Annotated in this window: 28 protein-coding genes; 18 read left to right on the top strand and 10 right to left on the bottom strand. The window is 53.5% G+C overall.

Annotated features, from left to right (window positions below):
• Positions 1–6: 6 nt before the first annotated feature.
• From Q8A57_RS02030 to Q8A57_RS02020, 3 genes are read right to left on the bottom strand one after another with little or no spacing between them, the layout of a single operon-like run.
• A complete protein-coding gene (locus Q8A57_RS02030; RefSeq protein WP_305169251.1) occupies positions 7–684 on the bottom strand; it encodes an HAD family hydrolase in 678 nt (225 codons plus the stop codon).
• Entirely contained in the window at positions 684–1,391 is a 708-nt protein-coding gene (ubiG, locus tag Q8A57_RS02025) for a bifunctional 2-polyprenyl-6-hydroxyphenol methylase/3-demethylubiquinol 3-O-methyltransferase UbiG (protein ID WP_305169250.1), read from the bottom strand. The genes Q8A57_RS02030 and ubiG overlap by 1 nt, the downstream gene beginning before the upstream one ends.
• 43 nt (positions 1,392–1,434) lie before the next feature.
• Positions 1,435–2,757: a TRZ/ATZ family hydrolase gene (locus Q8A57_RS02020; protein WP_305169249.1), complete on the bottom strand. Its 1,323-nt coding sequence runs from the start codon at positions 2,755–2,757 to the stop codon at positions 1,435–1,437.
• Positions 2,758–2,932: 175 nt separating this feature from the next.
• Here Q8A57_RS02020 and gyrA point away from each other — a divergent pair, with 175 nt between their 5' ends.
• From gyrA to Q8A57_RS01960, 12 genes are all read left to right on the top strand, one after another.
• The gene (gyrA, locus tag Q8A57_RS02015) at positions 2,933–5,491 is read left to right on the top strand and encodes a DNA gyrase subunit A (protein WP_305169248.1); all 2,559 of its coding nucleotides are present in this window, start codon (positions 2,933–2,935) and stop codon (positions 5,489–5,491) included.
• Positions 5,492–5,503: 12 nt separating this feature from the next.
• A complete protein-coding gene (gene pheA / locus Q8A57_RS02010) occupies positions 5,504–6,589 on the top strand; it encodes a prephenate dehydratase (protein ID WP_305169247.1) in 1,086 nt (361 codons plus the stop codon).
• A gap of 21 nt (positions 6,590–6,610) precedes the next feature.
• Positions 6,611–7,726, top strand: coding sequence for a histidinol-phosphate transaminase (gene hisC / locus Q8A57_RS02005; protein WP_305169246.1), 1,116 nt, complete (start codon positions 6,611–6,613; stop codon positions 7,724–7,726).
• Entirely contained in the window at positions 7,726–9,945 is a 2,220-nt protein-coding gene (locus tag Q8A57_RS02000; protein ID WP_305169245.1) for a bifunctional prephenate dehydrogenase/3-phosphoshikimate 1-carboxyvinyltransferase, read from the top strand. The genes hisC and Q8A57_RS02000 overlap by 1 nt, the downstream gene beginning before the upstream one ends.
• Positions 9,942–10,640 (top strand): (d)CMP kinase, encoded by a 699-nt coding sequence (cmk, locus tag Q8A57_RS01995; RefSeq protein WP_369427761.1) that lies wholly within the window; start codon positions 9,942–9,944, stop codon positions 10,638–10,640. Before Q8A57_RS02000 ends, cmk begins: the two co-directional genes overlap by 4 nt.
• Before the next feature lie 119 nt (positions 10,641–10,759).
• Positions 10,760–12,442: a 30S ribosomal protein S1 gene (gene rpsA / locus Q8A57_RS01990; protein WP_305169244.1), complete on the top strand. Its 1,683-nt coding sequence runs from the start codon at positions 10,760–10,762 to the stop codon at positions 12,440–12,442.
• Between the two features lie 56 nt (positions 12,443–12,498).
• A complete protein-coding gene (gene ihfB / locus Q8A57_RS01985) occupies positions 12,499–12,789 on the top strand; it encodes an integration host factor subunit beta (protein ID WP_305169243.1) in 291 nt (96 codons plus the stop codon).
• Between the two features lie 100 nt (positions 12,790–12,889).
• A complete protein-coding gene (locus Q8A57_RS01980) occupies positions 12,890–13,174 on the top strand; it encodes a LapA family protein (protein ID WP_305169242.1) in 285 nt (94 codons plus the stop codon).
• A 15-nt stretch (positions 13,175–13,189) separates the two neighbouring features.
• Complete coding sequence (lapB, locus tag Q8A57_RS01975) at positions 13,190–14,380, top strand: lipopolysaccharide assembly protein LapB (RefSeq protein ID WP_305169241.1); 1,191 nt, start codon at positions 13,190–13,192, stop codon at positions 14,378–14,380.
• 35 nt (positions 14,381–14,415) lie between these two features.
• Positions 14,416–15,114 carry an orotidine-5'-phosphate decarboxylase gene (gene pyrF, locus Q8A57_RS01970; protein WP_305169240.1) on the top strand — a complete coding sequence of 233 codons (699 nt, stop codon included), beginning with the start codon at positions 14,416–14,418 and terminating at the stop codon, positions 15,112–15,114.
• Positions 15,115–15,179: 65 nt separating this feature from the next.
• Complete coding sequence (locus Q8A57_RS01965) at positions 15,180–15,491, top strand: ComEA family DNA-binding protein (RefSeq protein ID WP_305169239.1); 312 nt, start codon at positions 15,180–15,182, stop codon at positions 15,489–15,491.
• A 118-nt stretch (positions 15,492–15,609) separates the two neighbouring features.
• Positions 15,610–16,029, top strand: a complete 420-nt coding sequence (locus Q8A57_RS01960; protein WP_305169238.1) for a nuclear transport factor 2 family protein — start codon at positions 15,610–15,612, stop codon at positions 16,027–16,029.
• A 16-nt stretch (positions 16,030–16,045) separates the two neighbouring features.
• Here the strand turns inward: Q8A57_RS01960 and Q8A57_RS01955 are convergent, their stop codons facing one another.
• Genes Q8A57_RS01955 through Q8A57_RS01945 form a run of 3 tightly spaced genes read right to left on the bottom strand, consistent with a single transcriptional unit; the run spans position 16,046 to position 19,464 of the window.
• On the bottom strand, positions 16,046–17,281 hold the full coding sequence (locus tag Q8A57_RS01955; protein WP_305169237.1) for an SAM-dependent methyltransferase: 1,236 nt from the start codon (positions 17,279–17,281) through the stop codon (positions 16,046–16,048).
• Positions 17,268–18,095 (bottom strand): DUF1365 domain-containing protein, encoded by an 828-nt coding sequence (locus Q8A57_RS01950; protein ID WP_305169236.1) that lies wholly within the window; start codon positions 18,093–18,095, stop codon positions 17,268–17,270. Before Q8A57_RS01950 ends, Q8A57_RS01955 begins: the two co-directional genes overlap by 14 nt.
• The gene (locus Q8A57_RS01945) at positions 18,088–19,464 is read right to left on the bottom strand and encodes an NAD(P)/FAD-dependent oxidoreductase (RefSeq protein WP_305169235.1); all 1,377 of its coding nucleotides are present in this window, start codon (positions 19,462–19,464) and stop codon (positions 18,088–18,090) included. The genes Q8A57_RS01950 and Q8A57_RS01945 overlap by 8 nt, the downstream gene beginning before the upstream one ends.
• Positions 19,465–19,760: 296 nt before the next feature.
• Here Q8A57_RS01945 and Q8A57_RS01940 point away from each other — a divergent pair, with 296 nt between their 5' ends.
• The 3 genes from Q8A57_RS01940 to Q8A57_RS01930 are packed head-to-tail and all read left to right on the top strand — an operon-like array spanning position 19,761 to position 22,447.
• Positions 19,761–20,381, top strand: a complete 621-nt coding sequence (locus Q8A57_RS01940; RefSeq protein WP_305169234.1) for a sigma-70 family RNA polymerase sigma factor — start codon at positions 19,761–19,763, stop codon at positions 20,379–20,381.
• A complete protein-coding gene (locus Q8A57_RS01935) occupies positions 20,371–21,015 on the top strand; it encodes a ChrR family anti-sigma-E factor (protein ID WP_305169233.1) in 645 nt (214 codons plus the stop codon). Before Q8A57_RS01940 ends, Q8A57_RS01935 begins: the two co-directional genes overlap by 11 nt.
• A 16-nt stretch (positions 21,016–21,031) precedes the next feature.
• Positions 21,032–22,447 carry a cryptochrome/photolyase family protein gene (locus Q8A57_RS01930; protein ID WP_305169231.1) on the top strand — a complete coding sequence of 472 codons (1,416 nt, stop codon included), beginning with the start codon at positions 21,032–21,034 and terminating at the stop codon, positions 22,445–22,447.
• 8 nt (positions 22,448–22,455) lie between these two features.
• Here Q8A57_RS01930 and Q8A57_RS01925 read toward each other — a convergent pair whose 3' ends face one another.
• The 4 genes from Q8A57_RS01925 to Q8A57_RS01910 form a co-directional block, all read right to left on the bottom strand.
• Positions 22,456–22,893, bottom strand: a complete 438-nt coding sequence (locus Q8A57_RS01925) for a thiol-disulfide oxidoreductase DCC family protein (protein ID WP_305169230.1) — start codon at positions 22,891–22,893, stop codon at positions 22,456–22,458.
• 3 nt (positions 22,894–22,896) lie between these two features.
• Complete coding sequence (locus Q8A57_RS01920) at positions 22,897–23,880, bottom strand: NAD(P)/FAD-dependent oxidoreductase (protein WP_305169229.1); 984 nt, start codon at positions 23,878–23,880, stop codon at positions 22,897–22,899.
• Positions 23,881–23,957: 77 nt separating this feature from the next.
• Positions 23,958–24,563: a glutathione peroxidase gene (locus tag Q8A57_RS01915; RefSeq protein WP_305169228.1), complete on the bottom strand. Its 606-nt coding sequence runs from the start codon at positions 24,561–24,563 to the stop codon at positions 23,958–23,960.
• A 16-nt stretch (positions 24,564–24,579) separates the two neighbouring features.
• The gene (locus tag Q8A57_RS01910) at positions 24,580–24,885 is read right to left on the bottom strand and encodes a hypothetical protein (protein ID WP_305169227.1); all 306 of its coding nucleotides are present in this window, start codon (positions 24,883–24,885) and stop codon (positions 24,580–24,582) included.
• 157 nt (positions 24,886–25,042) lie between these two features.
• On the opposite strand from Q8A57_RS01910, the gene Q8A57_RS01905 reads away from it, so the two are divergent.
• The 3 genes from Q8A57_RS01905 to Q8A57_RS01895 are packed head-to-tail and all read left to right on the top strand — an operon-like array spanning position 25,043 to position 26,640.
• Complete coding sequence (locus tag Q8A57_RS01905; protein ID WP_305169226.1) at positions 25,043–25,561, top strand: DUF2878 domain-containing protein; 519 nt, start codon at positions 25,043–25,045, stop codon at positions 25,559–25,561.
• Positions 25,548–26,054, top strand: coding sequence for a chalcone isomerase family protein (locus Q8A57_RS01900; RefSeq protein WP_305169225.1), 507 nt, complete (start codon positions 25,548–25,550; stop codon positions 26,052–26,054). The genes Q8A57_RS01905 and Q8A57_RS01900 overlap by 14 nt, the downstream gene beginning before the upstream one ends.
• A 13-nt stretch (positions 26,055–26,067) precedes the next feature.
• Positions 26,068–26,640, top strand: coding sequence for a DUF3833 domain-containing protein (locus Q8A57_RS01895; RefSeq protein WP_305169224.1), 573 nt, complete (start codon positions 26,068–26,070; stop codon positions 26,638–26,640).

Raw genomic sequence — 26,640 nt, 5'->3', positions numbered from 1 at the left:
TTTCCTTTAAAAAATCAGGTTGGCCAGCTGAGTGGCAGATGCCACCGTGTGGTGGGCTCCCCAGTCGTTGGGGTCCTCATCTTCACTGAGGTAGCCGTAGGCCGCGGCAATGGTTGCGGTACCGGCCCGGAGACCAGCTTCAATGTCACGAAGGTGATCGCCAATAAAGACCGCTTGATGCGGTTCAATATTGATCTGTTGCAAGGCTAGCAACACGGACTCAGGGTCAGGCTTGGTGCGTTGTACATGATCGGGGCAGATAACAGTGGCGGGTGGTGGCCACAACGGTAGCTGATCAAGAATGGCCAGGGTGTAGCGCTCAGGTTTGTTGGTGACAATACCCCAGGGTATGTTGTGTTGTTCCAGTTTAGATAGCAGTTCTGGGATGCCAGGGAAGGGCCGGGTACGGTCCGCGAGATTGTCAAAATACAGAGTCAGCAATTCCTGGCGTATGGGCTCGAAATCCGGATGTTCCGGCTCCAGCTGGAAGACCTTGTTGATGATGCCGGCTGAGCCATGGGTTACCAGGCGGCGGATGTTTGCCTCGTCGAGCAGGGGCATTCCTTTGCTGTGCAGTAATTGATTAGTACAGGTGAGAAAATCCGGTGCCGTGTCCAGCAGGGTGCCGTCCAGGTCGAACAGCACAGCGCGGTATTTTGGTGTGGTTGTGAGTGGCTCAGACATCAGGCAGGTTTGCGGGCGTAAACCATGTAGTTGACGTCCACATCGCGCTCATCAAGACGGTAGCGACGTGAAAAAGGGTTATAAACCAGCCCTGTCATATCCTGCAGTTCCAACCCGCAGTCGCGTATCCAGATGCCAAGCTCGGAAGGGCGAATGAATTTGCTGTATTCATGGGTACCCTTGGGCAACATTCTCAGCAGGTATTCCGCGCCGACAACGGCGAACAGGTATGACTTCGGATTGCGGTTGATGGTGGAAAAATACAGGTGGCCGCCAGGTTTGACCAGTCGGGAGCAGGCTTTGATGACGGAAAGTGGGTCCGGCACATGCTCCAGCATTTCCAGGCAGGTGACAACATCAAAGGTTTCGGGTTGTTGTTCCGCCATTTCTTCAGCGGTACAGCGCTGGTAATTGACGGCAATGCCACTTTCCAGGCCATGTAACTGGGCCACGGCCAGCGGGGCTTCCCCCATATCAATGCCAGTCACATCTGCGCCTCGGTGGGCCATCGCCTCGGCGAGAATGCCCCCGCCACAGCCGACATCAAGCAATTTGCATTCCGCAACCGGGGAGCGTTCATCAATCCAGTTGGCACGCAGCGGGTTGATGTCATGCAGGGGTTTGAATTCACTTTCCCGGTCCCACCAGCGGCTAGCCAAAGCTTCAAATTTGGCAATTTCAGCGCGGTCTACATTGGGTGCGGGCATCGGTTGTTCCGGGTGTGTTCTGGTTAATTGGGAGCTGAACTGGTTACGCATCAACCAGTTTGCGGCGCCACAGTTTGGCCTTGGTCAGTACTTCCATTTCATTGACGGTCAGCAATTGTCGGCCTGCCATTAGGACTGTGCCGTTGACCCAGACATGACTGACTCGACTGCCTGACTGAGTGTAGACCAGTTGAGAGGCCGGATTATACAGCGGTTCGGTTTCAATTGTCCCCAGTGCGACTGCGGCCAGATCCGCCGCCTTGCCGGGTTCGATACTGCCAATATGGTCAGCCCAGCCCAAGGCGCGGGCGCCGTTAATGGTGGCCAGGCGCAGTGCCTGGTGAGCATCGACGACAGTGGGGTCGCCGGCTACAGCTTTGGCGACCAGGGTTGCCGTATTGAGCTCGCCGAACATATCCAGGTCATTATTGCTGGCCGCGCCATCTGTACCCAATGCCACATTGATGCCTTGCCGCAGTAATTTTGCTGTCGGGCACAATCCGCTGGCCAATTTCAGGTTGGACTGTGGACAGTGAATTACCTGGGCATTGAATGCGGCGATGGTTTCTATGTCCGTGTCGTCCAGCGTGGTCATATGTACGCACTGGGTGAGTGGTGAGAAGAATTCCAGCTCTTTCAGGCGTTGGATGGGTCGCACGCCATATTGTTTGATACTGGTGGCGACTTCCTCTGCTGTTTCGTGGAGGTGAATCTGAACAGAGGTCTCCAGCTCCTCGGAGTACGTGGCAATTTTGCGCAGCGGTTCATCGCTCACGGTGTAGGGTGCATGGGGACCAAAAGCTATCCTGATCAGTTCGCGACCCTTGTAGTCGTCTCTAAGCTGCAAACCTTTGTGGATGTATTCGTCGGGGCCGCGCCCCCATGGTGAAGGAAAATCAAAAACCGGAAAGGCAATCTGGCTGCGCATACCCGCTTGTATCGCCGCTTTGGCAGAACTCTCCGGGAAGAAATACATATCGGAAAAACAGCTGGTGCCACTGCGAATCATCTCTGCAATGGCCAGTTCTGTACCGTCCTGAACGAATTCTTCGTTCACCCAGCGCATTTCTGCTGGCCAGATGTGCTCTTCGAGCCAGGTTTTGAGCGGATAGTCATCTGCGAAGCCGCGCAGTAAAGTCATGGCGGCATGGCCGTGGGCATTGACCAGCCCCGGTATCAGCACGTGGTTGCCGAGTTCCACCTGCTGGCGGGGGCTGTATTTGCGCTTTGCCTCTGCCGAAGGTAACAGGGCAGTGATGTTGCCGCCGTCGATGGCGACGCTGCAATCTTCATAGACCTGATCCTCGGGAATGACCGGAATAATCCAGCGCGCTGAAATCAGCAAATCGATGGGTTCATTGGTCATGGTTCGGCGATCCTGTAACGGCCTTGGGGCAGGGCAGTATACCCGCAGAAAAAAGATCGTTAAACAAAGGGATACAGAGGCGTCGCGGGCCGGTTTTATGGTATGATCGCGCGCTTGTTTTGGCGCTATTTGGCGCCTCGGCACAAAACAAGCATAAAGGGGATTGAGCACCAGCATGGGTGAATTAGCTAGAGAAGTCCTGCCCGTCAATATTGAAGACGAACTGCGCCAGTCGTACCTCGATTACGCCATGAGCGTCATCGTCGGTAGAGCGTTGCCCGATGTACGCGATGGCCTAAAGCCGGTGCATCGTCGAGTGCTGTTTGCCATGAACGTGCTGAATAACGACTGGAATAAACCCTACAAGAAGTCGGCACGGGTTGTGGGTGACGTGATTGGTAAATATCACCCCCACGGTGATTCCGCTGTTTACGACACGATTGTGCGTATGGCGCAGCCGTTCTCGCTGCGTTACATGCTGGTGGATGGCCAGGGAAACTTTGGCTCCATCGATGGCGACTCAGCCGCGGCCATGCGTTACACCGAAATTCGTATGTCGAAGATTTCCCATTCGTTGTTGGCGGACCTCGATAAGGAGACCGTCGACTATGTGGAAAACTATGACGGCACCGAACTGATCCCTGAGGTGTTACCCACCCGGGTGCCCAACCTGCTGGTTAACGGTTCTTCCGGCATCGCCGTGGGCATGGCTACCAACATTCCGCCCCACAATCTGAAAGAGGTGGTCAACGGTTGTTTGGCGCTGATTGATAACGCGGATATCTCTATTGACGAGTTGATGGAGTATATCCCTGGCCCGGACTTTCCTACCGCTGCAATTATTAATGGCAAGGCGGGTATTCTGCAGGCTTATCGCACGGGCCGGGGTCGCATTTATGTACGCGCCCGTGCAGAAGTGGAAACCAACGAAAAGACGGGTCGCGAGACCATCATCATCAATGAGATCCCCTACCAACTGAACAAGGCTCGCCTGATAGAGCGTATTGCCGAGCTGGTTAAAGAGAAAAAGCTCGAAGGGATTTCCGAACTTCGCGATGAATCTGACAAGGATGGCCTGCGCGTGGTCATTGAGATCAAGCGCGGTGACGTGGGTGAGGTAGTGCTCAACAATCTCTACGCCCAAACCCAGCTGCAGAACGTGTTCGGCATCAACATGGTGGCGCTGGTTGATGACCAGCCTCGTACCCTCAATCTCAAGGAGATGCTTGAGGCGTTTGTGCGCCATCGCCGCGAGGTGGTGACCCGCCGTACGGTTTACCTGTTGCGCAAGGCCCGCGAACGCGGCCATATTCTGGAAGGCCTGGCGGTGGCCATTGCCAATATCGATCCGGTGATTGAGCTGATCAAGTCCTCGCCGACCCCTGCGGAGGCTAAGGAGCGACTGATCGCTGAGGGTTGGCCAGCTGCTGCAGTGAGCCAGTTCCTGGAGCGCGCCGGCAGTGATGCCTGTCGCCCGGAAGATCTGGAGCCTCAATTCGGCATGCGGGAGGGTAAATACTACCTGTCCCCGGCCCAGGCTCAGGCCATTCTGGAGTTGCGCCTGCACCGCCTGACTGGCATGGAGCACGACAAGTTGCTCACCGAGTATCAGGAAAAGCTGGAGGAAATAGCAGAATACCTGTCGATTCTCGGTTCTCACGATCGCCTGATGGAGGTGATTCGCGAGGAGCTGAAAGCGGTCAGTGAAGAATTTGGCGACGATCGCCGTACTGAGATTATTGAGTCTCAGCACGATCTCACCATTGAAGACCTGATTACTGAAGAAGACCGCGTGGTAACGATTTCCCACGGCGGTTATGCGAAGACACAACCCCTCAGCGATTACCAGGCCCAGCGCCGCGGTGGTATGGGCAAATCAGCGACTGCCGTAAAAGACGAGGACTTCGTCGAGCACCTGCTGATTGCCAATACCCACACCACAGTGTTGTGTTTTACCAGTGCCGGTAAGGTTTACTGGCTAAAGGTTTATCAAATCCCCTTGGCGGGCCGTAATTCCCGTGGCCGTCCGATGGTGAATCTGCTGCCGCTAGATGACGATGAGCGCATCACGTCTATCCTGCCAGTGGAGGAGTACAGTGCAGACCGTTACGTGATCATGGCCACGGCCAATGGCACGGTAAAGAAAACCTCTCTGGATCAGTTTTCACGTCCCCGCAGCGTCGGTTTGCGTGCTGTTGATTTGGTGGAGGGCGATCACCTGGTGGGCACTGCCATCACCGATGGCAGCTGTGATGTGATGCTGTTCAGTAGTGAAGGCAAGGCTGTGCGCTTTGCCGAAGAAGACGTTCGTGCCATGGGCAGGGTTTCCAAGGGTGTGCGCGGTATGCGCCTGCCGGAAGAGCATCAGGTGTTGTCGATGGTGATTCCCCAGCAGAAGGGCTATGTGCTGACGGTGTCTGAAAAGGGTTATGGCAAGCGTACGGCGCTGTCTGAATTCCCCACCAAGGGTCGTGGCGGTAAGGGCATGATCGCTATTCAGGCCAGCGAGCGCAACGGCCCGTTGGTGGGTGCTGTGCAGTTGTTTGACGGTGACGAAATTATGCTGATTTCAGATCAGGGCACCATGGTTCGCACCCGCAGTGAAGAGATATCCGTACTTGGCCGCAATACCCAGGGTGTGAGAACCATTCGCCTCAAGGAGGGCGAATCGCTGGTGGGTCTGGCACGTATTGAAGAGCAGGAACAGCCTTTTGATGAAGAAACGACGGAGTGACGGGCAGCAAGCATGGCAGATGATAAACAACTGACCCGGTTACGCGATCAGATTGACAGTATTGATGACCAGATCCTCGCGTTGATCAGCGAGCGGGCCAGATGTGCCCAGCAGGTGGCGGAAGTCAAACAGTCTGCGGGCGATGCCGTCTTTTATCGGCCCGAACGGGAAGCGCAGGTATTACGCCATATCATGGCGAAAAATCAGGGCCCGCTGGATAACGAAGAGATGGCACGGCTGTTTCGCGAAATCATGTCTGCCTGCCTGGCCCTGGAGCAGCCCGTCAAGGTGGCTTTCCTTGGCCCTGAAGGCACTTTTACACAAGAAGCCGCACTCAAGCATTTTGGTCATTCCGCCGTCACCGTGCCCTTGGGGGCCATTGATGAGGTTTTTCGAGAAGTGGCTGCTGGCGCGGTGAACTATGGTGTGGTGCCGGTAGAAAATTCTACCGAAGGCATGATCAATCACACCCTGGATACCTTTCTTGATTCCACCCTGAATATTTGTGGTGAAGTGGAATTGCGTATTCACCACCATCTGCTGGTTGGGCCCAATACCCACAGCGACCACATTACTCGTGTTTATTCTCACTCCCAGTCCTTGGCCCAGTGTCGCCAGTGGCTCGATGGGCACTACCCCAAAGCGGAGCGAATCGCCGTCAGTAGCAATGCAGAGGCGGCCAAGCGCATCAAAGGGGAGTGGAACAGTGCGGCAATTGCCGGGGACATGGCGGCTGAGCTTTACGGTCTGACCAAACTGAATGAAAAAATCGAGGATCGACCGGATAACTCAACCCGTTTCCTTATCATTGGCCGGGACAGTATTCCCCCTAGCGGTGATGACAAGACCTCGATCATCGTTGCCGTGCGCAATGAACCCGGAGCCCTGCACAACCTGCTGGAGCCCTTTCACCGCAATGGCGTTGATTTGACTCGGGTGGAAACCCGCCCATCGCGGACCGGTAAGTGGACCTATGTGTTCTTTATCGATTTTCTCGGGCACAGGGATGCCCCCAATGTATCGGCAGTGCTCGCAGAAGTGGGCAGTATCGTCGCCGACCTCCGAGTGCTTGGCTCCTACCCGAAAGCCGTGTTGTAACAACAATCAAGAACAATATTTATGAGCGTGGATTTAAAAAGTCTGGCTTTGCCCGGCGTACAGCATTTGCAACCTTATCAGGGCGGCATGCCCGTGGAGGAGCTGGAGCGTGAGCTGGGGATATCAGATGTCATAAAGCTGGCGAGTAACGAGAACCCCCTGGGGCTCAGCACCAAGGCTCGCGAGGCTGTTGATAGGGTATTGAAAGACGGGGCGCGATACCCGGACGGCAACGGCTACTACCTAAAAAACGCACTGGCAAAGCAACTGGGTGTGTGTGCCAATCAACTGACCCTGGGTAATGGCTCTAACGACGTGCTGGAACTACTGGCTCGTGGCTTCCTGGGTCAACAGCACAATGCGGTGGTCTCCGAGCACGCATTTGTTGTCTATCAGCTGGTGATCACTGCTCAGAATGCTCACGTGGTGATTGTCCCCGCAAAGCAATGGGGTCATGACCTCGAAGCCATGGCGGAAGCTGTTGACAGCCAGACACGTCTTTTATTTATTGCCAATCCCAATAATCCCACGGGCACTTGGGCGCCGTTGAGCTCGGTAGAGCGCTTGCTTCAATCAGTGCCGCCACATGTGCTGGTGGTGCTGGATGAAGCCTATTTTGAATATGTTGATGAAGCCGGGTATGGTTCGGCCATTGAGCTCATCAAGCAATACCCCAACCTAGTAGTGACCCGCACCTTTTCCAAAGCCTATGGGTTGGCTGCTCTGCGAGTGGGTTACGCAGTCTCCCACCCCGATGTGGCGGATATCCTTAATCGTCTGCGCCAGCCATTCAATGTCAACGGCCTGGCCCTGGCCGCTGCGCAAGCGGTGTTGGCGGATGAAGAGTACCTGCAAAATAGTATTGAAATGAATCGCCAAGGTTACCAGCAACTGACTTCAGGTTTCGAGAAGCTTGGCCTGGACTATATCCCTTCAGCCGGCAATTTTGTGGCTGTGCAGGTGCCGGGTGATGCCTCTGAACTTTATCGGTCATTGCTGCAGAAGGGCATTATTGTCCGGCCCATTGCGCTGTATGGCATGCCCAATCATCTGCGGGTCTCCATTGGTCTGCCCGAGGAAAACGAACGCTTTTTAAATACCTTGTCACAGCTGCTGTCAGATGGGGGCGCGGTCTGATGACTGTCAGAATTCAACGCCTGTTAGTGGTGGGGCTTGGCCTGATAGGTGGTAGCCTGGCCAAAGCGGCTCGTGAGCGTGGCCTTTGCGCTGAAGTCATAGGCAGTTCACGTAATCCTGAGACACTTGAAAAGGCTCTGGCCAACGGCGTTGTAGATCGTGTTGTGACTAGCCTGGAAGACATTGCTGGCGAGCTCGGCAAAGGGGATGTGGTGCTTATCGGCGTTCCTACCCTGACAGTCCCCGCCATCGTGAATCAGTTGCAAGCAATACTTTCCCCTGAGGTGACTATCACTGATGTCGCTTCGGTCAAGGGCAGTGTGGTGGCCTCGGTGCGGGATGCATACAACGAAATTCCTCAGCAATTTGTCCCGGGACACCCGATAGCCGGATCTGAGAAAAGTGGTGTTGAAGCGGCTAATTCATCATTGTTTGACGACCACCGTGTGATTTTAACCCCTTTGCCCGAAACCGGTGCGGATCACCTGCAGCGGGTACGAGACCTTTGGCAGGGGGTGGGTGCTGTGATCAGCGAAATGCCGGTGCCCGAGCACGATGAAGTACTGGCTGCTACGAGCCATTTGCCCCACATGCTGGCTTATACCTTGGTCGACGCTCTGGCACATATGCGAGAAAACCGGGAAATATTCCGGTATGCTGCCGGCGGTTTTCGGGACTTCACCCGCATTGCCGCCAGTGATCCGGTGATGTGGCACGACATCGTTATGGCCAATAGCGATGCGCTGTTAAAGGTGCTGGACAACTTCACCGATCACGTAAGCAGCCTCAAAGAGGCAATAAAAAACAAGGACAGTGCCCATTTGCTGGGGGTGTTTACCCGGGCCAGGGAAGCGCGTAATCATTTTGCCAAGATGCTGGAAAACAAGGCCTATCTGGAACCAATGACACAAACCATCGATTATCGGGTTGCTCCCGCTGAAGCAGTAACAGGCGACATTCGTGTTCCTGGCGACAAGTCCATTTCCCACCGCTCCATCATGTTGGGGTCCTTGGCTAATGGCACTACCGAGGTCACCGGTTTTCTGGAAGGTGAGGACAGCCTCGCCACATTGCAGGCATTCAGGGATATGGGTGTAGTCATCGAAGGCCCCGACAATGGACGTGTGACCATCCACGGTGTTGGCATGCAAGGTTTACAGGCTCCAGTGGGTCCCTTGTATCTGGGTAACTCAGGAACTTCCATGCGATTGCTGGCGGGACTGCTGGCAGGACAGGCATTTGATGTTGAATTGACGGGTGATGAATCCCTGTCGAAGCGTCCGATGGAAAGGGTGGCGGCCCCTCTGCGACAGATGGGTGCTGTCATTGAAACGGCAGAAGGTGGACGACCGCCTCTGCTTATAAAAGGTGGTCAGACACTAAAAGCTATCGATTACAAATTGCCGATGGCCAGTGCCCAGGTGAAATCCTGTGTGCTGCTTGCGGGTCTATATGCGCAGGGCATGACCAGAACCACTGAACCTGCGCCGACCAGAGACCACACCGAGCGCATGTTGACGGGTTTTGGTTACCCGGTGGAGCGACATGGTGCCGTGGCCGAGTTGAGTGGTGGTGGTAAAATGACAGCCACGCCTATCGATGTGCCTTCAGATATTTCATCTGCCACATTTTTTATGGTGGCGGCTGCCATTGCACCCGGGTCGGATATCACTTTGACTCATGTGGGCGTTAACCCGACCAGGATCGGAGTGATCAATATCCTGCAAATGATGGGCGCGGACCTGGAGCTCACTAACTACCGTGAGGTGGGCGGGGAGCCGGTCGCTGATATTCGTGTTCGCTATGCACCCCTGCACGGCATACACATCCCTGAAGATCAAGTGCCACTGGCCATTGATGAGTTTCCGGCACTGTTTATCGCAGCGGCCTGTGCAGAGGGAGAGACCGTGTTGTCCGGTGCCGAGGAATTACGGGTCAAGGAAAGTGATCGTATTCAGGCCATGGCAGATGGCTTGGAAATACTGGGTGTCAGAACTGTTCCGACCCCGGACGGTATTGTGATCACCGGTGGTCCCATTGGCGGTGGGGAAGTAGACAGCCTGGGCGATCACCGCATTGCCATGTCGTTTGCCGTGGCATCATTGCGGGCCAACGGGCCGATACTGATACGGAATTGCAATAACGTGGCGACATCATTCCCGGGTTTTGTGGCGTTGGCCAACAATGCCGGGCTGAAGATAGCCGAGGAAACAAGATGATTGAAAAAAAGGTCCCCGTAATAACCATTGATGGACCCAGCGGGTCGGGTAAGGGCACGATCTGCCAATTGCTGGCAGCCAGGCTCGGTTACCACTATCTGGATAGCGGGGCACTTTATCGCTTGCTGGCCCTGGCCGCAAAACGCCACGGCGTGGCCTTCGACAATGTCGAATCCCTGGCAGTGTTGGCGGCTCATATGGATATTTCCTTCCGCACCCAGGATAACGGTGATGCCCCTCGGGTGATGCTGGAAGGTGAAGATGTCAGTTCCCTGATTCGCACGGAAAGTGTGGGCACTGAGGCCTCATTGGTCGCTGCCTTTCCTGAAGTGCGGACAGCGTTGCTGCAACGTCAAAGAGCATTTGCAGTCATGCCGGGACTGGTGGCCGATGGTCGCGATATGGGGACGGTTGTTTTTACCGATGCCGATGCCAAAATTTTCCTCACAGCCAGCCCCGAGGAGAGAGCTGAGAGACGCTATAACCAGTTGATTGATAAGGGGGAAAGTGTTAGCCTTGCCGCCCTCGTCGAGCGGGTGCGCAAGCGGGATGAGCGGGATATGAACCGCAAGGTGTCACCGATGGTTCCCGCCGCCAATGCCATTCTGCTGGACAGTACTGGCATGAGCATCGATGAGGTATTGCAAAAAGTTGTAGATCACGTGACCGCCAATGGTATTGATCTGCCGCAATAAACCGGGATTCGCAGCGTTTCACCAGATACGCGCTGTGTTGCCCTGAAACCAACAGCCCGCATGACTGGTAGTGCGGTTTGAGAGTCTAACGACTCGTTTTTTATCACAGGTAAATCTCAATGAGCGAGAGTTTCGCAGAACTTTTTGAAGAAAGCTTGAAGACCGTCGAAATGAGCACCGGCTCCATCGTGACTGGTGTTGTCATTGATATCGACAAAGACTGGGTAACCGTTCACGCGGGCCTGAAATCTGAAGGTGTTATCCCCAAAAGCCAATTCTTGGACGACGATGGTGAAATCCATCTCGCTATCGGCGATGAAGTCCAGGTAGCTCTGGAAGCTGTGGAAGATGGTTTTGGCGCTACCCGCCTGTCCCGTGAAAAAGCCCGTCGCGCTGAATCCTGGATTGAGCTGGAAGCTGCCCATAAGGCAGATGAAGTGGTTAAGGGTGTTATCAGTGGCAAAGTCAAAGGTGGCTTCACTGTTGATATTAATGGCCTGCGTGCCTTCCTGCCCGGTTCTCTGGTAGACGTGCGTCCGATTCGCGACACCGCACATCTGGAAGACAAACCCCTCGAATTCAAAGTCATCAAGCTGGATCAGAAACGCAACAACGTCGTGGTTTCACGCCGCGCCGTGATGGAGCAGGTGAACACGGAAGAACGTGATGAGCTGCTGGCGAAACTGGAAGAAGGCGTGACCCTGAAGGGTATCGTCAAGAACCTCACCGACTACGGTGCCTTTGTAGACCTGGGTGGTATCGATGGTCTGCTGCACATCACTGACATGTCCTGGAAGCGCATCAAGCATCCCAGCGAGATCGTCAATGTCGGTGACGAAATTGATGTGAAAGTACTCAAGTTTGACCGTGAGCGCAGCCGCGTATCTCTGGGTATGAAACAAATGGGTGAAGATCCCTGGGCTGATATCTCCGGTCGTTACCCTGAAGGTGCCCGCGTCAAGGCTGTGGTTACCAACCTGACGGATTACGGCTGTTTTGCTGAGTTGGAAGATGGTGTGGAAGGTCTGGTTCACGTCTCTGAAATGGACTGGACCAACAAGAACATCCACCCCTCCAAAGTGGTTCAGTTGGGCGATGAAGTTGATGTCATGGTTCTCGATATCGACGAAGAGCGTCGTCGTATCTCCCTGGGTATCAAACAGTGTCATGTTAATCCTTGGGATGAGTTTGCTTCACTGCACAGCAAAGGTGAGAAAATCGCCGGTAACATCAAGTCCATCACAGACTTCGGTATCTTTATCGGTCTGAACGGTGGCATCGATGGTCTGGTTCACCTGTCCGACATCTCCTGGAACGAAACCGGTGAAGATGCAGTACGCAACTTCAAGAAAGGCGATGAAGTGGAAACCGTTATTCTTTCCATTGATCCGGAAAGAGAGCGTATTTCACTGGGTATGAAACAACTGTCTGACGATCCGTTCTCCAGCTATGTTGCTGAGAATGACAAGGGCACAATCGTGACCGGTATCGTGAAAGAAGTGGATGCCAAGAGCGCAACCATTACTCTCAGTGGCGAAGTGGAAGGCCAGCTGAAGGCTTCCGAGCTGTCTCGTGACAAAGTTGAAGATGCCCGTAATGTCCTGAATGTTGGTGACGAAGTGGAAGCGAAGATCGTTAACGTGGATCGCAAGAACCGCGCTATCAATCTTTCCGTTAAAGCTAAAGACGTTGCTGAAGAGAAGGCTGCGATCAAAGAGCACCGTAAATCAGAGGCCGATAACATCGCGCCGACGACTATCGGTGATTTGATCAAGGCACAGATGGACACGAAAGAGAAGTAATGGTTAGATAGGGGTAATGGAAACATTACCCCTTTCTACTTTAAACTCAGGTAGTTATGACAAAATCAGAATTAATTGACCATATTGTCAGTCAGCAGGATCAGTTGCCTCCCAAAGATGTGGAGTTGGCAGTGAAAATGATCCTTGAACGTATGACCCAGGCGCTGGTTAATAACGACCGTATTGAAATTCGGGGTTTCGGCAGTTTTTGCCTGCATTACCGGGCACCCAGAGTGGGAAGAAACCCTAAAACCGGTGACTCTGTGAAGCTGTCCGGCAAGTATGTGCCGTACTTTAAGCCAGGCAAGGAATTACGCGAACGGGTAAACGACAGCCTGACAAGTTGAGCATAGGTGTTCTGCCTTACAATAACCGGGGCTGAATCTCGAGAGTTTGGTTACAATAAACGGCAAGGCTTCGTACTTGCCGTTTTTTTATGAGGACGTTATGGCACTGCTGAAAAAACTCTGGATATTGCTTGTCTGCGTGTTAGCTATACTTCTTGGCTTGTCGATAGTGCTCGCCAACCCGGAACCTATTTCCATGGTGCTTTTGGGATATTCCCTGGGCCCGATGCCATCCGGCTTGTGGTTGTTGCTGGCGGTATCTGTAGGATGCCTACTGGGTATTATTGTCAGCCTGCCGGCACTGTTGCGTGTTAAGCGGCGTGCCTACCGGTTAAACAAGCAATTGACGAAACAGCGCCTGGTCAAGACCCAAGAAAATCCATAGGCCCATCCGTACCCGATGTACGAACTCACGTATGCTGTTCCCCTTATTCTGTTATCCGCACTTTGCTGGTATGCAGGGTACCTCTACGGTGTACGTAGGGGCCGTGCTAAGGAGGCCAGTAGTCAGCTTGCCCAGCACTATTTTCAGGGCATCAACTTCCTGTTAAATGAACAACCGGACCAGGCCATTGATACCTTTATCCGTTCGGTTGATGTGACTCCTGCGACCCTTGAAACCCACCTGGCGCTGGGCAATATCATGCGACAGCGGGGAGAGACGGAGCGCGCGATCCGTGTTCACCAGAATCTATTATCCCGTCCCAACCTCACTGGCCAGCAGCTGCGGCAGGCCCGCCTGGAGCTGGGTCGAGACTTTTTAAAAGCCGGTCTGTTTGACCGAGCAGAGCGGTTGTTTCTTGACTTGGTGGATGATGAAAGCGGTGGATTCAGACAGTCTTCGTTACTTCATCTGATCGATATCTACCGTCATGAAAAGGAGTGGGAGAAAGCCATTCGTGCGGCTAGCATGATGGACAAGAAGCGTTTTGGTCGCACGCCTGAAGGGTTGGGGATAGAACAGGCCAATTTCTGCTGTGAGCTGGCACTTAGGGCCATGGCAGGAGGTGACCTGCTGGAAGCGCGGGGTCATCTCAAGTCGGCTCTCAAGTTCAACCGCAATTCATCGCGTGCCAGTATGTTATGGGGCAAGCTGGAAGGACTGGCCAATAATCACTCTCTGGCATTGAAGCGTTATCTGGCAGTACCGGACCAGCAGCCGGAGTTCCTGACCGAAATATTGTCGCCTGTCAGGGACTGTTATCAGGCTCTGGAGGATAAGTCGGGCCTGCTTCGCCAGTTATCCGGTTGGCTGGAAAAGTATCCCAGTGCCAGCCTCCTGAACATGGTGGCTGAAGAGATCGCGGTACAGCAAGGCGATGAAGCTGCCATCAGTTTTCTGGGGGACTATCTGGAGCGTCACCCATCTCTGAAAGGGTTAAATGCGCTATTGGGCTTCTATTGGCCCTCGGAGGGCGCCGTCGGTCGTCATCTTGAATTGTTTAAGCATACTTTGAGTGCGCTGATCGAGAGGAATCCGGCATACCGCTGCATACAATGTGGATTCAAAGGTTCGCACTTGCACTGGCTTTGTCCCCAGTGCCAGCATTGGGAAACCGTTCGCCCGCTGAGGGGAATTGAGGGTGAGTAGTACACCCGGATATTACGAAAATGACGAGATAATCAATGAATAACGACAGTAAAGTAATTGTTGCTCTGGATTACAACTCGGCCGCATCGGCACAGAAGTTTGTGGATAGTGTGTCCCCTGAACTCTGCAAGCTGAAGGTGGGTAAAGAGCTGTTTACACAATCCGGTCCGGAATTTGTTTCCGGCCTTGTAGGCCGGGGATATGACGTCTTTCTTGACCTCAAGTATCACGATATTCCCAACACTGTTGCCAAAGCCGTAAGAGTAGCAGCAGATATGGGTGTATGGATGACAGATGTCCATGCATCGGGGGGGCGGCGCATGATGGAAGACGCGCGAGAAGTGCTGGAGCAGACTAACAGTAACATGCTGTTGATAGCTGTCACGGTATTGACCAGTTTTGCCGAAGAAGACCTGGCTGAGATTGGCATTCAATGCAGCCCCGAGGAGCAGGTATTGCGCTTGGCATCTCTTGCGCAGTCATCCGGTATGGATGGTGTGGTCTGTTCTGCCATGGAAGCACAGGGCTTGCGTCGGGCATTGGGAGAGACCTTTACTCTGGTGACTCCTGGTATTCGCCCTGCAGCTGCAGCGGGGGATGATCAGCGCCGTGTTGTGACACCTACCGATGCCATTGCCAATGGCAGCAGTTATCTGGTGATTGGCCGCCCGATTACCCAGGCTTCGGATCCCGTTGCCACTCTTCTTGCCATCAATTCTGAAATTTCGACATAATGGGACCGCGGCACATGGGGTGCCGCTTATCTGTAACAGAAGTGCCTCGGCACAAGGAGCTCGTTATGCAAGCGCTTATTCGCGTGATCAAAGTTCTATTGTTGATTGCTGTCACGTCACTACCTGTCTGGCAGCTGGCGTACGCTGCTGAAACGTCATCATCGGAGATGGCCCAGACAGAAACCGTCAACATCAATACCGCCACAGCGGAGCAGTTGTCCGGGATGTTAACCGGCATCGGTGAAAAACGTGCGGCGGCCATCGTTGCCTACCGTGAAGCCAATGGTCCTTTTTCAAGCCTTGAGCAATTGCTGGAAGTTAAAGGCGTGGGTGAAAAAGTGATGGAGCAGAACAGGGATAAAATGACATTGAAGTAACCCTGATCTGTTCACAACCGGCCAGCCATCGGGCTGGCCTTTTTCATGGGTATGTTTCGAGTTTCACCTGGCCGGAATAGCTGATAGGGTGCTGACAGAGTCATTCTGGAAACATGTCATGAGCTCACTGGATCATTACATCGCACATCTCGAGACGTTATCCCCAGCCAACCTCGGGCAACTGCGGGACCTGGTCTGCGATGACATTCATTTCAGTGACCCTTTCAACGATATCACTGGCGCTGATCACTATCTGGCGTTGCTCAATGAGATGTTTGATCGCCTCGATGATATTCACTTTACGGTGCACGAGGTTTCCCGGGAAGGCATGGTTGCCCATCTTTACTGGACCTATAGTGCCAGCAGCAAACTCACCGGCCAGTTTACTTTTCAGGGTACGAGCCGTTTGGTCTTAGCGGACAATGGTCGAGTGGCACGACACCAGGATTTTTGGGACAGTGCAGCAGTGTATGGGCGCCTGCCCCTTATTGGGCGCTTAATGCACTGGTTGAAAAAACGTACAGCCTATCGTGGTTAAATGGGCAGCCCCGTGTTTAGGCCTCGTCGTGTTCCAGAACAAACAACCCCACATCGATAGCGCCTTCTTCAAAACCACCTTCGCAGTAACTTAGGTAGTAACGCCACAGACGGTAGAAACGTTCGTCAAAACCCAGTTTGGTGATTTCCGGCCATGTGTTTTCAAACGCGTCACGCCAGCAGGCCAGGGTTCGGGCATAGTCTTTGCCGAACATTTGTTGGTGGGCTAGGCGAAAGCCATGCTGAGAGCATTTTTCCTTGAGGATCGCCACGCTGGGCAACATGCCGCCGGGAAAGACATGGCGCTGGATAAAATCAGCCTGTCTGGAATAACCGGCAAAACGATCGTCATCAATGGTGATGATCTGCAGAACCGCCCGACCGCCAGGTTTCAGCATGCCTTTCAACTGGGTGAAAAAGGTATCCCAATGGGCTTGGCCGACGGCCTCAAACATTTCGATGGAAACCACGCCATCATACTGCTGCCGGATATCACGATAATCCGTGAGGGTAATGTCCGCCCGTTGTTCCAGACCAGCCGTGTGTAACTTGTCTTGCGCCCATTGCAGTTGCTCTTTAGAAAGAGTGACACCGTGAACACTGACGTCATGGGTCTCCAGCAACTGCCGTGCAAACTCTCCCCAACCGCAACCGATTTCCAGAATGTCATCACCGGTTTGTGGTGCCAACAGCTCCATAATCCGGCTGTATTTCAGGGACTGGGCATCTTCGAGGCTGGTCCCGTCAGAATCGAACAGGGCTGAAGAGTAAGTCATGCCCGGATCTAGCCAGTGTGCATAGAAGCTGTTGCCGAGATCGTAGTGAGCGGCAATATTGCGACGGCTTCCACTGCGGGAATTGGGGTGACACCAGTGGTAAATGTTGTATATCAGGTTATTGAACCAGCGTGCAGAGGCAACGTTACCGAGGTGTTGTTCATTGAGCAGGGCCCACCGAACCAGTGCGGTCAGGTCGCTGCTGTGCCATTCACCTTGAAGATAGCTGTCTGACCAGCCATTGGTGCCGCCCAGAAAAAGTCGCAACAAAGGTCGCAATGATTGCAATCTCACTTCAACCTGGGGAGACCCGTTTCCAAAGCGTTTGCGAAAACCACTGGGGAATTGCAACGTCAATTGCCCCTGGCAACTGTCCAGTCGCGACGCTAAATGGCCAACCAGCAAGGATTCGATAGAGTCTGGACGTTTGCCTGATTCTGGAATCATTCCCGTCACAGTCAGCTCAGAACTTTTCATGGTGCATATCTCCTTGTTGGTCTCGCCAGCTGATGGCGTTGGTGTCGTGGTGCTCATGTCCCGGTTGCAGTTTCAGTCCCTTCATCCACAACCTCAGGGCTTCCCAATGAATGCCGCCAATGACTTTCAGGGTCATGAGCGGGTAGCGGATAAAGAGCGCCAGTAGACTTCTATTAGTTAATGGATGGTGGGTGCCGTTAAAACTGGCAAACAATTTGTGGGCTTCACGATCATTCGGTGCGGATTGTTCCTGGTAGATACAAACTGCGAGGCGTTCGCCGTCCGGGGGGAGAATTCGGAAGCGATAATGGCTGTCCATGGGCATAAAGGGACTGACATACATTTGTTTATCGCTCTGTTGCCTGACCCAAGAATCCTTGCTGGATGCCTCTACGGATAGCAGGTAACAATGACGCTGGCCGAAGGTGTTGGTCACCTCATAAATAATGACGCGCAGCTGTTGTTGCTTGTCGAAGCAGAAATAAACACTCAGCGGGTTGAACACATATCCCAGTATCCTCGGGTAGCAGAGTAGCTGAATCTTCCCGCAAGCTTCCGGGTAACCCCGCGTTTTAAGCAGCTGGTAGATATGGTTCTTCAACCCGGGGGTGCCTGCACCATGGTCTTTTTCGTAAAAAGAAAACAGATTGAAACGGTTGATCGATAACCAGCGCAGACGTTGTTGCAGTGTTGGCAACTCGTCCAGGTCGATTAACAGTGAAAAGACCCGATAGACAAAGCGGTGACGTCTGGGCTGCCAACGATGGTGCAGAACGTGGCCACGGTAAACCGAAGAGTTAAGGCTATCAGGCATGACGTGTCTCCGCGCTGTCGCGACGGGCAACGTAATCAGGGGGCAGAATGATCCGACCATTGGGATCATCCACTTGCCAGGGGCGCATTACCCCTCCCAGCGCCTCAGCGACGGCCAGTCCCGACTGCAGGCCATCTTCATGAAAACCATATCCGAAGTAGGCACCACAGAACCAGGTGCGGTTTTTACCTTGAAGTGACCACAGGTGACGTTGAGCATCCAGTGATGCCTGCCCGAACAGCGGGTGGTCATAGAAAAAACTGCGAATAATCGTCCCTTGGCGGGGCATGTGCAGGGGGTTCAGTGTCACTATTAACGGTTGCTCGGTGTTAAGGGGCTGCAGGCGATTCATCCAGTAACTCACCGAGACCCGCGTGTCATCTTGCCGCTGGCTGGAAAGGTAATTCCAGCTGGACCAAGTTTTTTTGCGCAACGGCATCAGCGAAGTGTCCTGATGGAGGTAGGCAAAATTTCTCTGGTAGGGAAAACATCCCAATAGGGATTTTTCTTCCCTGCTGGCATCGCTTAGCAGGTTCAGCGCCTGGTCACTATGGCAGGCAAATACTACCTCATCGTAAGTTTCGCTGTTGCCAAGCATGTCATCCACCACCACGTGATCGTCGTAGCGAGTGACAGACTGTATGCGAGTGTTTAGCCGCACGGCATTTCCCAGGTGTTGTGCAATTTTGTCCACGTAGCAGCGGCTACCGTTCACCACGGTTCGCCACTGGGGGCGGTTTTGCAACTGGTTGAGTCCGTGATTGCGACAAAAGCGCAGAAAGCTGGTGGCGGGATACTCGAGCATTTTTTCTACCGGCACGGACCAGATGGCAGCCCCCATTGGCAGCAGGTGGTTGTAGGTAAATGCTTTGCCGTAGTTATGCTGTTTGAGCATCTGGCCGAGTGTTATATGGCTGTTTTCCGGGGCTTGTAATAGCTCATCGGCCTCCCGGTAGAAACGCATCAGATCTTTCAGCATTGACCAGAACTGAGGTTTGGCCAGGTTGGATTTTTGAGCCAGCAGTCCGGACAGACCACTACCGGAATATTCGAGTTCGCCGCCATTGATGGAAACAGCAAAGGACATATCGGTTTCGCAGGTGGTCACGCCCAGCGCATCAAAAAATGCCACCAGATTCGGGTAGTTAACCGGGTTGTAGACAATAAACCCGGTGTCAACGCTGACAGGCTGTTGATTAAGCTCAAACGTAACCGTATTGGAATGTCCTCCCAGCCGGTCATCTTTTTCGTAGAGGGTGACATCCTGGGATTGGTTGAGAAGCCACGCACAACTCATGCCGGAAATGCCAGAGCCAATCACGGCAATTTTTTTGCGGGGTGGTTTCACCGGTAAGGGTGTGGCATTCATACAGAACCTCTACTCATACAGAACAACTACAACAGTTACACAAGGCTATTACGCAAATACCCTTCAGAGGGATCACCGGTTTTGTTTGGCTTTGTATTGGCTTGCAACTACCCTGTGAGTCAGTTGAAAAACTATCTGCCTAGCTTCTGCTTGGTTAACATTGAACTCAAAATGCTCATTGATAAGTGATCAACTCCGGTTTTTCGTTCAATGTTGCCTTGCGTCACCGGCCTCGAAAACATTTTTCAAGGTCTGCTCGGTTGATCTATTTAGCCATGTTACTCGTAGGAGAAGATATGAGGGATAAACCTCCGGGAGAAACGGTGGACAATGTAATTGCACTGAAAGCGAGAGACATGGCTGAGACAAAAAGCGCTGATTGGTCAGCGATATTGGCATCCCTGTCCATGACCAGGGACAAACAGCTTTTTATACAGCTGTTTCGTCACTTCGCGCCGCGTATCAAGGGCTACATTGTACGCCTGGGCCTGACCGAGGGTACTGCAGAAGAGCTTACCCAGGAGACCATGCTGCTGGTGTGGCGCAAGGCCCACTTGTTCAACCCGGAAAAAGCGGCTGCCAGCACCTGGATTTATACCCTGGCTCGAAACCAGAGCATCGATTGGATGCGCAAGCAAAAATACCCGGAATACGACCTCGATACCTGGCGTGATGAGGAGGGTGAATTGCATGAAGAGCACGGGGCAGAGCAGTCAATGATTTCAGACCGCGTGGCCATGGCCATTCACCAGCTACCGGAAAACCAGGCACAGGTAATCTATATGTCATTCTATGAAGGCCGCACTCATTCCGAGATTGCCGACCGGCTTTCCATTCCGTTGGGCAGCGTCAAATCGCGAATTCGCCTGGCTGCTGAAAAACTTAAGCTGACACTGGGAGGTGATTATGAATATTAAACACCACTTGGATGAGGCGACATTGTTCAGCTACGTGGCTGGTGCTGTGGGGCAGGGAGCTGCCCTGGTGGTTGCCTGCCACCTGTCGGTGTGCGAGCACTGTCAACACCGTGTTCGTAAACTGGAAACCATAGGCGGCGCCTTGCTTGAAAAGGGCAGCCTCTCGGCCGTGAGTGATAATTCACTACTGCATGTGCTGGAACGTCTCGATGCCGAGCCCCTGGAAACCTCTGTTATTTCAGCACCGCAGGACTCGGAGGTACCCAGGCCTCTGGCCAGCTACGTGGGTGACTCCCTGGATGACATTCCCTGGAAGAAGGTTGTTTCCGGTCTATGGATTCATAATTTACCGAGTCAGGGCGAGGGTGTTACCCGACTGTTGCGGGTCGCACCGGGCAAAACTGCCTTTCCCCACACCCATCGGGGCAGCGAACTTACACAGCTGTTGCGAGGCTCCTATTCGGACGACGTGGGCCGTTTTTCTTCAGGAGATGTTGCTGATCTGGATGACCGTATCACCCACCAGCCCCTGGTGGACAGTGACCATGACTGTATTTGCCTGATCGCCACAGAGTTTCCCCTGCGCTATACCTCTCTGATGGGAAAACTCGCTCAACCCCTGCTCGGTTTGTAACCCGCGATCGTTATCAATGAAGTTAGTCTGGTTTCGAAACGATTTGCGTTGTCGTGACAACCCGGCGTTGTTTAATGCCTGTCGGCGAGCTGATGGCGGCGGGGTTGTGGCGGTTGTCACTCTCTGTACTCAACAATGGTCCAGCCACGATGAATCCACGGCCAGGGTGGAATTCTGGCTGGCATGCCTGCGTTCCCTGCAAACTGAACTGGCCGAGCTCAATATACCTCTCAGGGTGATTGACGCCGGTAGCTTTGACCACGTTCCAGAACAGCTTTGCTCACTTGCCCGAGAATTGCAGTGTGACGGTTTATTCCTCAATCAGGAGTATTGCCTCAATGAAGTCATACGGGATAAACAGGTTGTCGAACGCTTTCACGCAGAAGGTATAGAGGTCTTCGGCTTCCACGGCGACGTGGTGTTTGCTCCGGGTACCATCATGAACGGTCAGGGCCACCCATTTCGGGTGTTCACGCCGTTCAGCAATGCATGGCGGCGGGAGTTTGCGTCGCAGCACCCGCAACCGCTGCCGTTGCCTGAGGCACAGCCTCGAATGCCGTTGCAGCCGCAGCGGGATGGTGACCAAATACCAAATTCTCTGGCCTATGCTGTGGGCAACACCCACTGGTCGCAGGAACTCTGGCCGTCGGGAACAGAGGTCGCTCACCAGCGCCTGCAGCAGTTTGTGGCAGACAAGGCAGTGGATTACGGTGGCCAGAGGGATTTCCCCGCCCACGAAGGTACCTCTTCGCTATCCCCTTATCTCAGTTGTGGGGTGATTTCAGCCCGTCAGTGCCTGGCCGCACTCCAGGCTGAGTTTGCCCCCGATAGCTGGCTGGACAACCAATGGGTCACAGAAATTATCTGGCGTGAGTTTTACCGTCATCTGATGGTGCATTTCCCGGAGATGAATCGCTGGCAGCCCTTCAAGCCGGATGTAGAGTCTCGCATTCACTGGCTACAGGATGAATCGCTGTTTGATGCCTGGAGCCGTGGAGAAACCGGTTACCCGATTGTCGATGCCGGGATGAAGCAGTTGCTGGCCACCGGATGGATGCACAACCGGGTGCGCATGATTGTGGCCTCATTTTTAACCAAGTTGCTGCGACAGGACTGGCGGCACGGGGCACGGTTTTTTATGCAGAACTTGGTAGATGGCGACTTTGCGTCCAATCTGGGCGGTTGGCAGTGGAGTGCCTCGGTGGGTGCGGATGCCGCCCCCTATTTTCGAATTTTCAGTCCCATGCGCCAGGCTGAACGGTTTGATCCACAGGGTGAATACGTGGCCCAGTGGTTGCCGGAGTTGCGGGTCCTGAACGGTCTGCAACGTCATGATCCGGAGCGGGCTGCTTCTCTGGGACGTCCATTACCCATCATTGATTACTCTCGGGCAAGAGCAGAAAGCCTGGCCAGTTATCAGCGGGCAACGTGAGGTTGCAGCTATTGGCTTGTGTCTGTGCGGCACCGTTTGTCATTACGCAGGCAGGCCTGGCGAAAGCGCCGTCGGGCGAACCCCCTGTAAGCCCATTCAAGCAATCCCTGTAAATGGCAGAACTCGATGATATTTGCCAGGTGCCGGTAGCCGGGCAATGCCCGCCACAGGGCAAGAAATGCCTCCGCGCCCTGAGAAATAACGCCGTTGTATTCGATCACGTGGAAGCGCTTCATGGCCTCTTCTTTGTCAATGCCATACTGTTCAAGCATGGGGCAATGGCCTGAAATATCCTGCCAGTCGATGGGCTTGAGGCTTTTCAGTTTCCGGTAATGGTGAATTTCTTTCTGGCAGATGGGGCAGGCACCATCGTAGAAAACAATGGTCGGCTTCAGCGCTGAGCCCTGAGTTAACCCGGATGACGTATGACTGCTGTGGGACATCATTGGTTAAGCATCTTCCTGCAACAATTTGTCGGCCAGGGCATTGGCGCTCAGCCAGGCTCCTTCGCTGCCATCGTGCCTGAACCAGTCACCGCAGGCGCCAACATATTGTTTATCGCTCCACAGGTAATCATCCGTCAGTGGGGATTCATGGCGTGCATAAAGCCAGCGATGGCTACGCAGCCCGGTGATCTTCAGGGTTTGTTGGGTAATCCTGGAAAAGCTTTCCAGCATTTTTACTGCCACCTCGCGGGATGGTGAATCCTCGTGGTCCAGGCTCCAGTCCGCGTTAGCTTCCAGTTGCCAGATTTCCTGGAACGGTTTGGTGTTGGAGTGGGTTCCAGGGAGGGGGGTGCGCTGATGGCAAATTGCCCTGGATAACACCGGGTGTTGGCCACAAAGGTAACTGCTGCCCGCACCGCAGCCCTGTTCCAGACCAACCACCGTGACCCAGGTGGGTAGGGTGTCAACACTCGCCGCGAGTCGTACAAAATCATCGACAGGCGCTAATAGGGGTAGCGCCTGAGGTGCCGGTGTTGTCACCACCACCGCGTCATGACGGGCTATTTTTCGACCGTTGGCATCTTCCAGGGTGACACCATTTTCCGAGCTATGTAGCGCAGAAATTCGGACGCCAGTATTGAGAATGGCGCCCTCAGTAAGCCTTCTGGTCATGCAGCTTTGGTAGGGGTCGACCGACAATACGGTCACAGGTGCCAGAGGCGAGCCATTGAAATCTTGAGGCTCCAGAACCCGTTCTTGAATGTCCGGTTGGTTCAGTAGCCAGTCATGAAAAGCCTTTGATTCTGGTTGGAACCAGGGTGCTCCAAGATTGGTGGGGGTATCGCCCAGGCGGCAGCTGGCAAGCCGGCCTCCTGTGCCACGGCTTTTTTCATAAATCGTGACATCCCGCCCGGCCTGTGTAAGACGGTTTGCGAGTGTGGCACCGGCTAGGCCTGCACCGATAATGGCGATATTTTTTAATGGCATAGTTTGATTCTATATTTGATTCGATCTGTTTTTTGGCTGCAGTACACGCTCTAAAACAGACTTATGTAACCGTTTTTTTACAGCAATGCCTTCACGGCCCGTTTAAAGCGCATACTATCCGGCGACGTAAAACTGCTGTACACATCGACGACTTCTCCCTGACGGTTAATCAGGTATTTGTAGAAATTCCATTTTGGGTAAGTCCCCGATGATTCCCCCAAAAATTTCCATATGGGGTCTGCGCCTTCTTTTCGCACCTGACTTTTGGCAAACATGGGAAACTGAACACCGTAGGTGACCCTGCAGAAATTATGAATTTCCTCTGGTCGGCCGGGCTCCTGCCCGCCGAACTGATTGGAGGGAAACCCCAATACCACCAGGCCCTGGTCGGCATATTCTTTGTAGAGAGCTTCCAACCCTTCGTATTGACCGGTAAACGCGCATTTGCTGGCGGTATTCACAATGATGAGCACTTTTCCCTTGAATGCATCACAGAAGTTTACGGGTTGATTGGTAATTAGATCGGGAACGCTGAATTGGTAGATATTGTTACAGGTCGCCTCATTGCCTTTGGTGATTTGTTGGTTGTTGTTCATGTCTGCCACCCCTGGCATTGGTGCTAGAAACAGGCAAGCCAGGGTAATAATGCCCGGCCATTTGGAGAAAGAAGGTGAATGTGACATTGCTGTTCGTCTCAGTTTAGAAACATAGGGTCATTGACGGATTTGTCAGGTTATCTTCAGGTGCGGAGCAGGTTTCTGTATGGGGCAAAACCTGCATCAGTTCTGCTTGTCTGACACCCGCAGAGCGGCATACATCATAAGCCTGTGAAAGGTTTTGGCAGGTCACTACCTTGCCATGCACATCTTTGATGAGTTTTTTAACCATGGTTTTGTCTTGTTGGAACCAGACCTGAATAACCATGGGGCCACAGGATGTTGCTACAAATTTCACACCGGATAGTTGTCCGCTTCTTCGCAATTTTGCCAGTTGTTTTGTCGTCATAATGGTTTTCCATTAACACCAGACTTTACGTAAGGCCGCTGATGACGGATCACTTAGGGGCGTGGATGATCTGCCAGCGCAATTGCTGCGTAAAATCTGCACAGTGAGAAATTTATGCGCCTAGTCTGCGATGGAGCGACCATGTATTGGAGTGAATATGTTTTCAGGCCTGTCACAATTCTGGTGGGTTAACCTGGCTGGATTCCAACTGGCCTGGTGGCTTTGCATCCTGATGGGTAACGACGCCCTGTGGGTGGTGATAGCGCTGCTGGTGTTGCACCTTCTCGGTCACCGCAAACCCCTTGCCGAATGTTTGGTTGTCACCAGCTGTGCGCTACTGGGGTTTGCGGTGGATACATTCCTGACACGCTATGGTGTCTTTATCTTTTCCTCTGGTCAGGGTTGGCCGCCGCTTTGGTTGTTGCTGTTGTGGTTTGCCTTTAGTGCCACCCTGCGACAGGGATTGACCTGGTTTTCCGGACGTTACCTGATTTCCGCATTGGCGGGTTCTCTGTTGGGCACGTTGACATATCTGGCTGCCGGTCGTCTGGGAGCGGTGAACTTTGGTCTTGCTGAGTTGGAGGTGGCAGCTTTGCTGGCCCTGGTTTGGCTGCTGCTGTTTCCCGCCTTGCTGAAATTGGCAGATATCGTTGGAGGTTGGCATGTTAAAGCTTAATCGCTGGCTCCTGATCGTCCTGCTGATTGCCCCTCCGTCTGCAGTGGCCAGGCCGCTCCCGCAAGACCTTCTGACCGTCGGGCAGGCAGAACTGAGTTTCCTTTTTTTCAGAATCTACACGGCGGAACTGTTGAACCCTTTCGGCGAGTTGCAGCGGTTGCAGGGGCCGCTGTTGTTACGCCTTACCTTTCATCGGGATATCAGCAATACCCGATTGCTCAAGGAAACCCGCAAGCGACTGGCGGGTGAAATGTCCTCCAAAAAACGCGATGACTGGCTCAATCATCTGGGGGTGATATGGCCCAACGTGGAGAAGGGAGAGCAGATGGTTTTTTTCATGGATCAGGATGGCCATGGTCACTTTTATCTGCAGGGACAGCACATTGGTTCGCTTCCCGAAAAGGACTTTTCCCACGCCTTCCTGAATATCTGGCTGGGCGATGACAGTGACTATCCCAAGCTAACCCGAAAACTGCGGGGTGAACTCAAATGATGGAGAGATCGGTATGAGAACCATCAAGGCAAAATCCATTTATCTGGCAGGGGCTTTGCTGGCGGGTTGTTCGGCCAGTATTGACGATTACCAGAACAATACCCCGGCTCTGCATCTGGATCAGTTTTTTAACGGCAGGCTTGAGGCCTACGGCATGGTGCAGGACTTTCGAGGCCGCGTGATTCGCCGTTTCCGGGCCGACATCCATGCCACTTGGGACGGTAATCAGGGTGTGCTGGACGAGCAGTTCTTTTTTGATGATGGCGAACACCAACAGCGCTGCTGGAAGCTCACCAAGGATGGCAATCACTACACCGGTGTTGCCGGAGATGTGATAGGCACCGCCGAGGGCGTGACCCGGGGCAATGCGTTGAACTGGCACTACACCCTGGCGGTGACTGTGAATGGCAAGGAACGGCATTTACAGCTCAATGACTGGTTGTATCTGATTGATGAGGACAACCTGCTCAATAGGGCGACCATGAGCAAGTTTGGTATTCCCGTCGGCAAAATCACTCTGTCGATACATCGCCTGAAAACGGCAGAGCCAAAAAACCTGTGGTCTGTTTGTGATCTCAAACACTGA

The sequence above is a fragment of the Porticoccus litoralis genome (assembly GCF_030676955.1).
GTDB lineage: Bacteria > Pseudomonadota > Gammaproteobacteria > Pseudomonadales > Porticoccaceae > Porticoccus > Porticoccus litoralis.
This window is presented reverse-complemented; position numbering and strand designations above follow the sequence as displayed.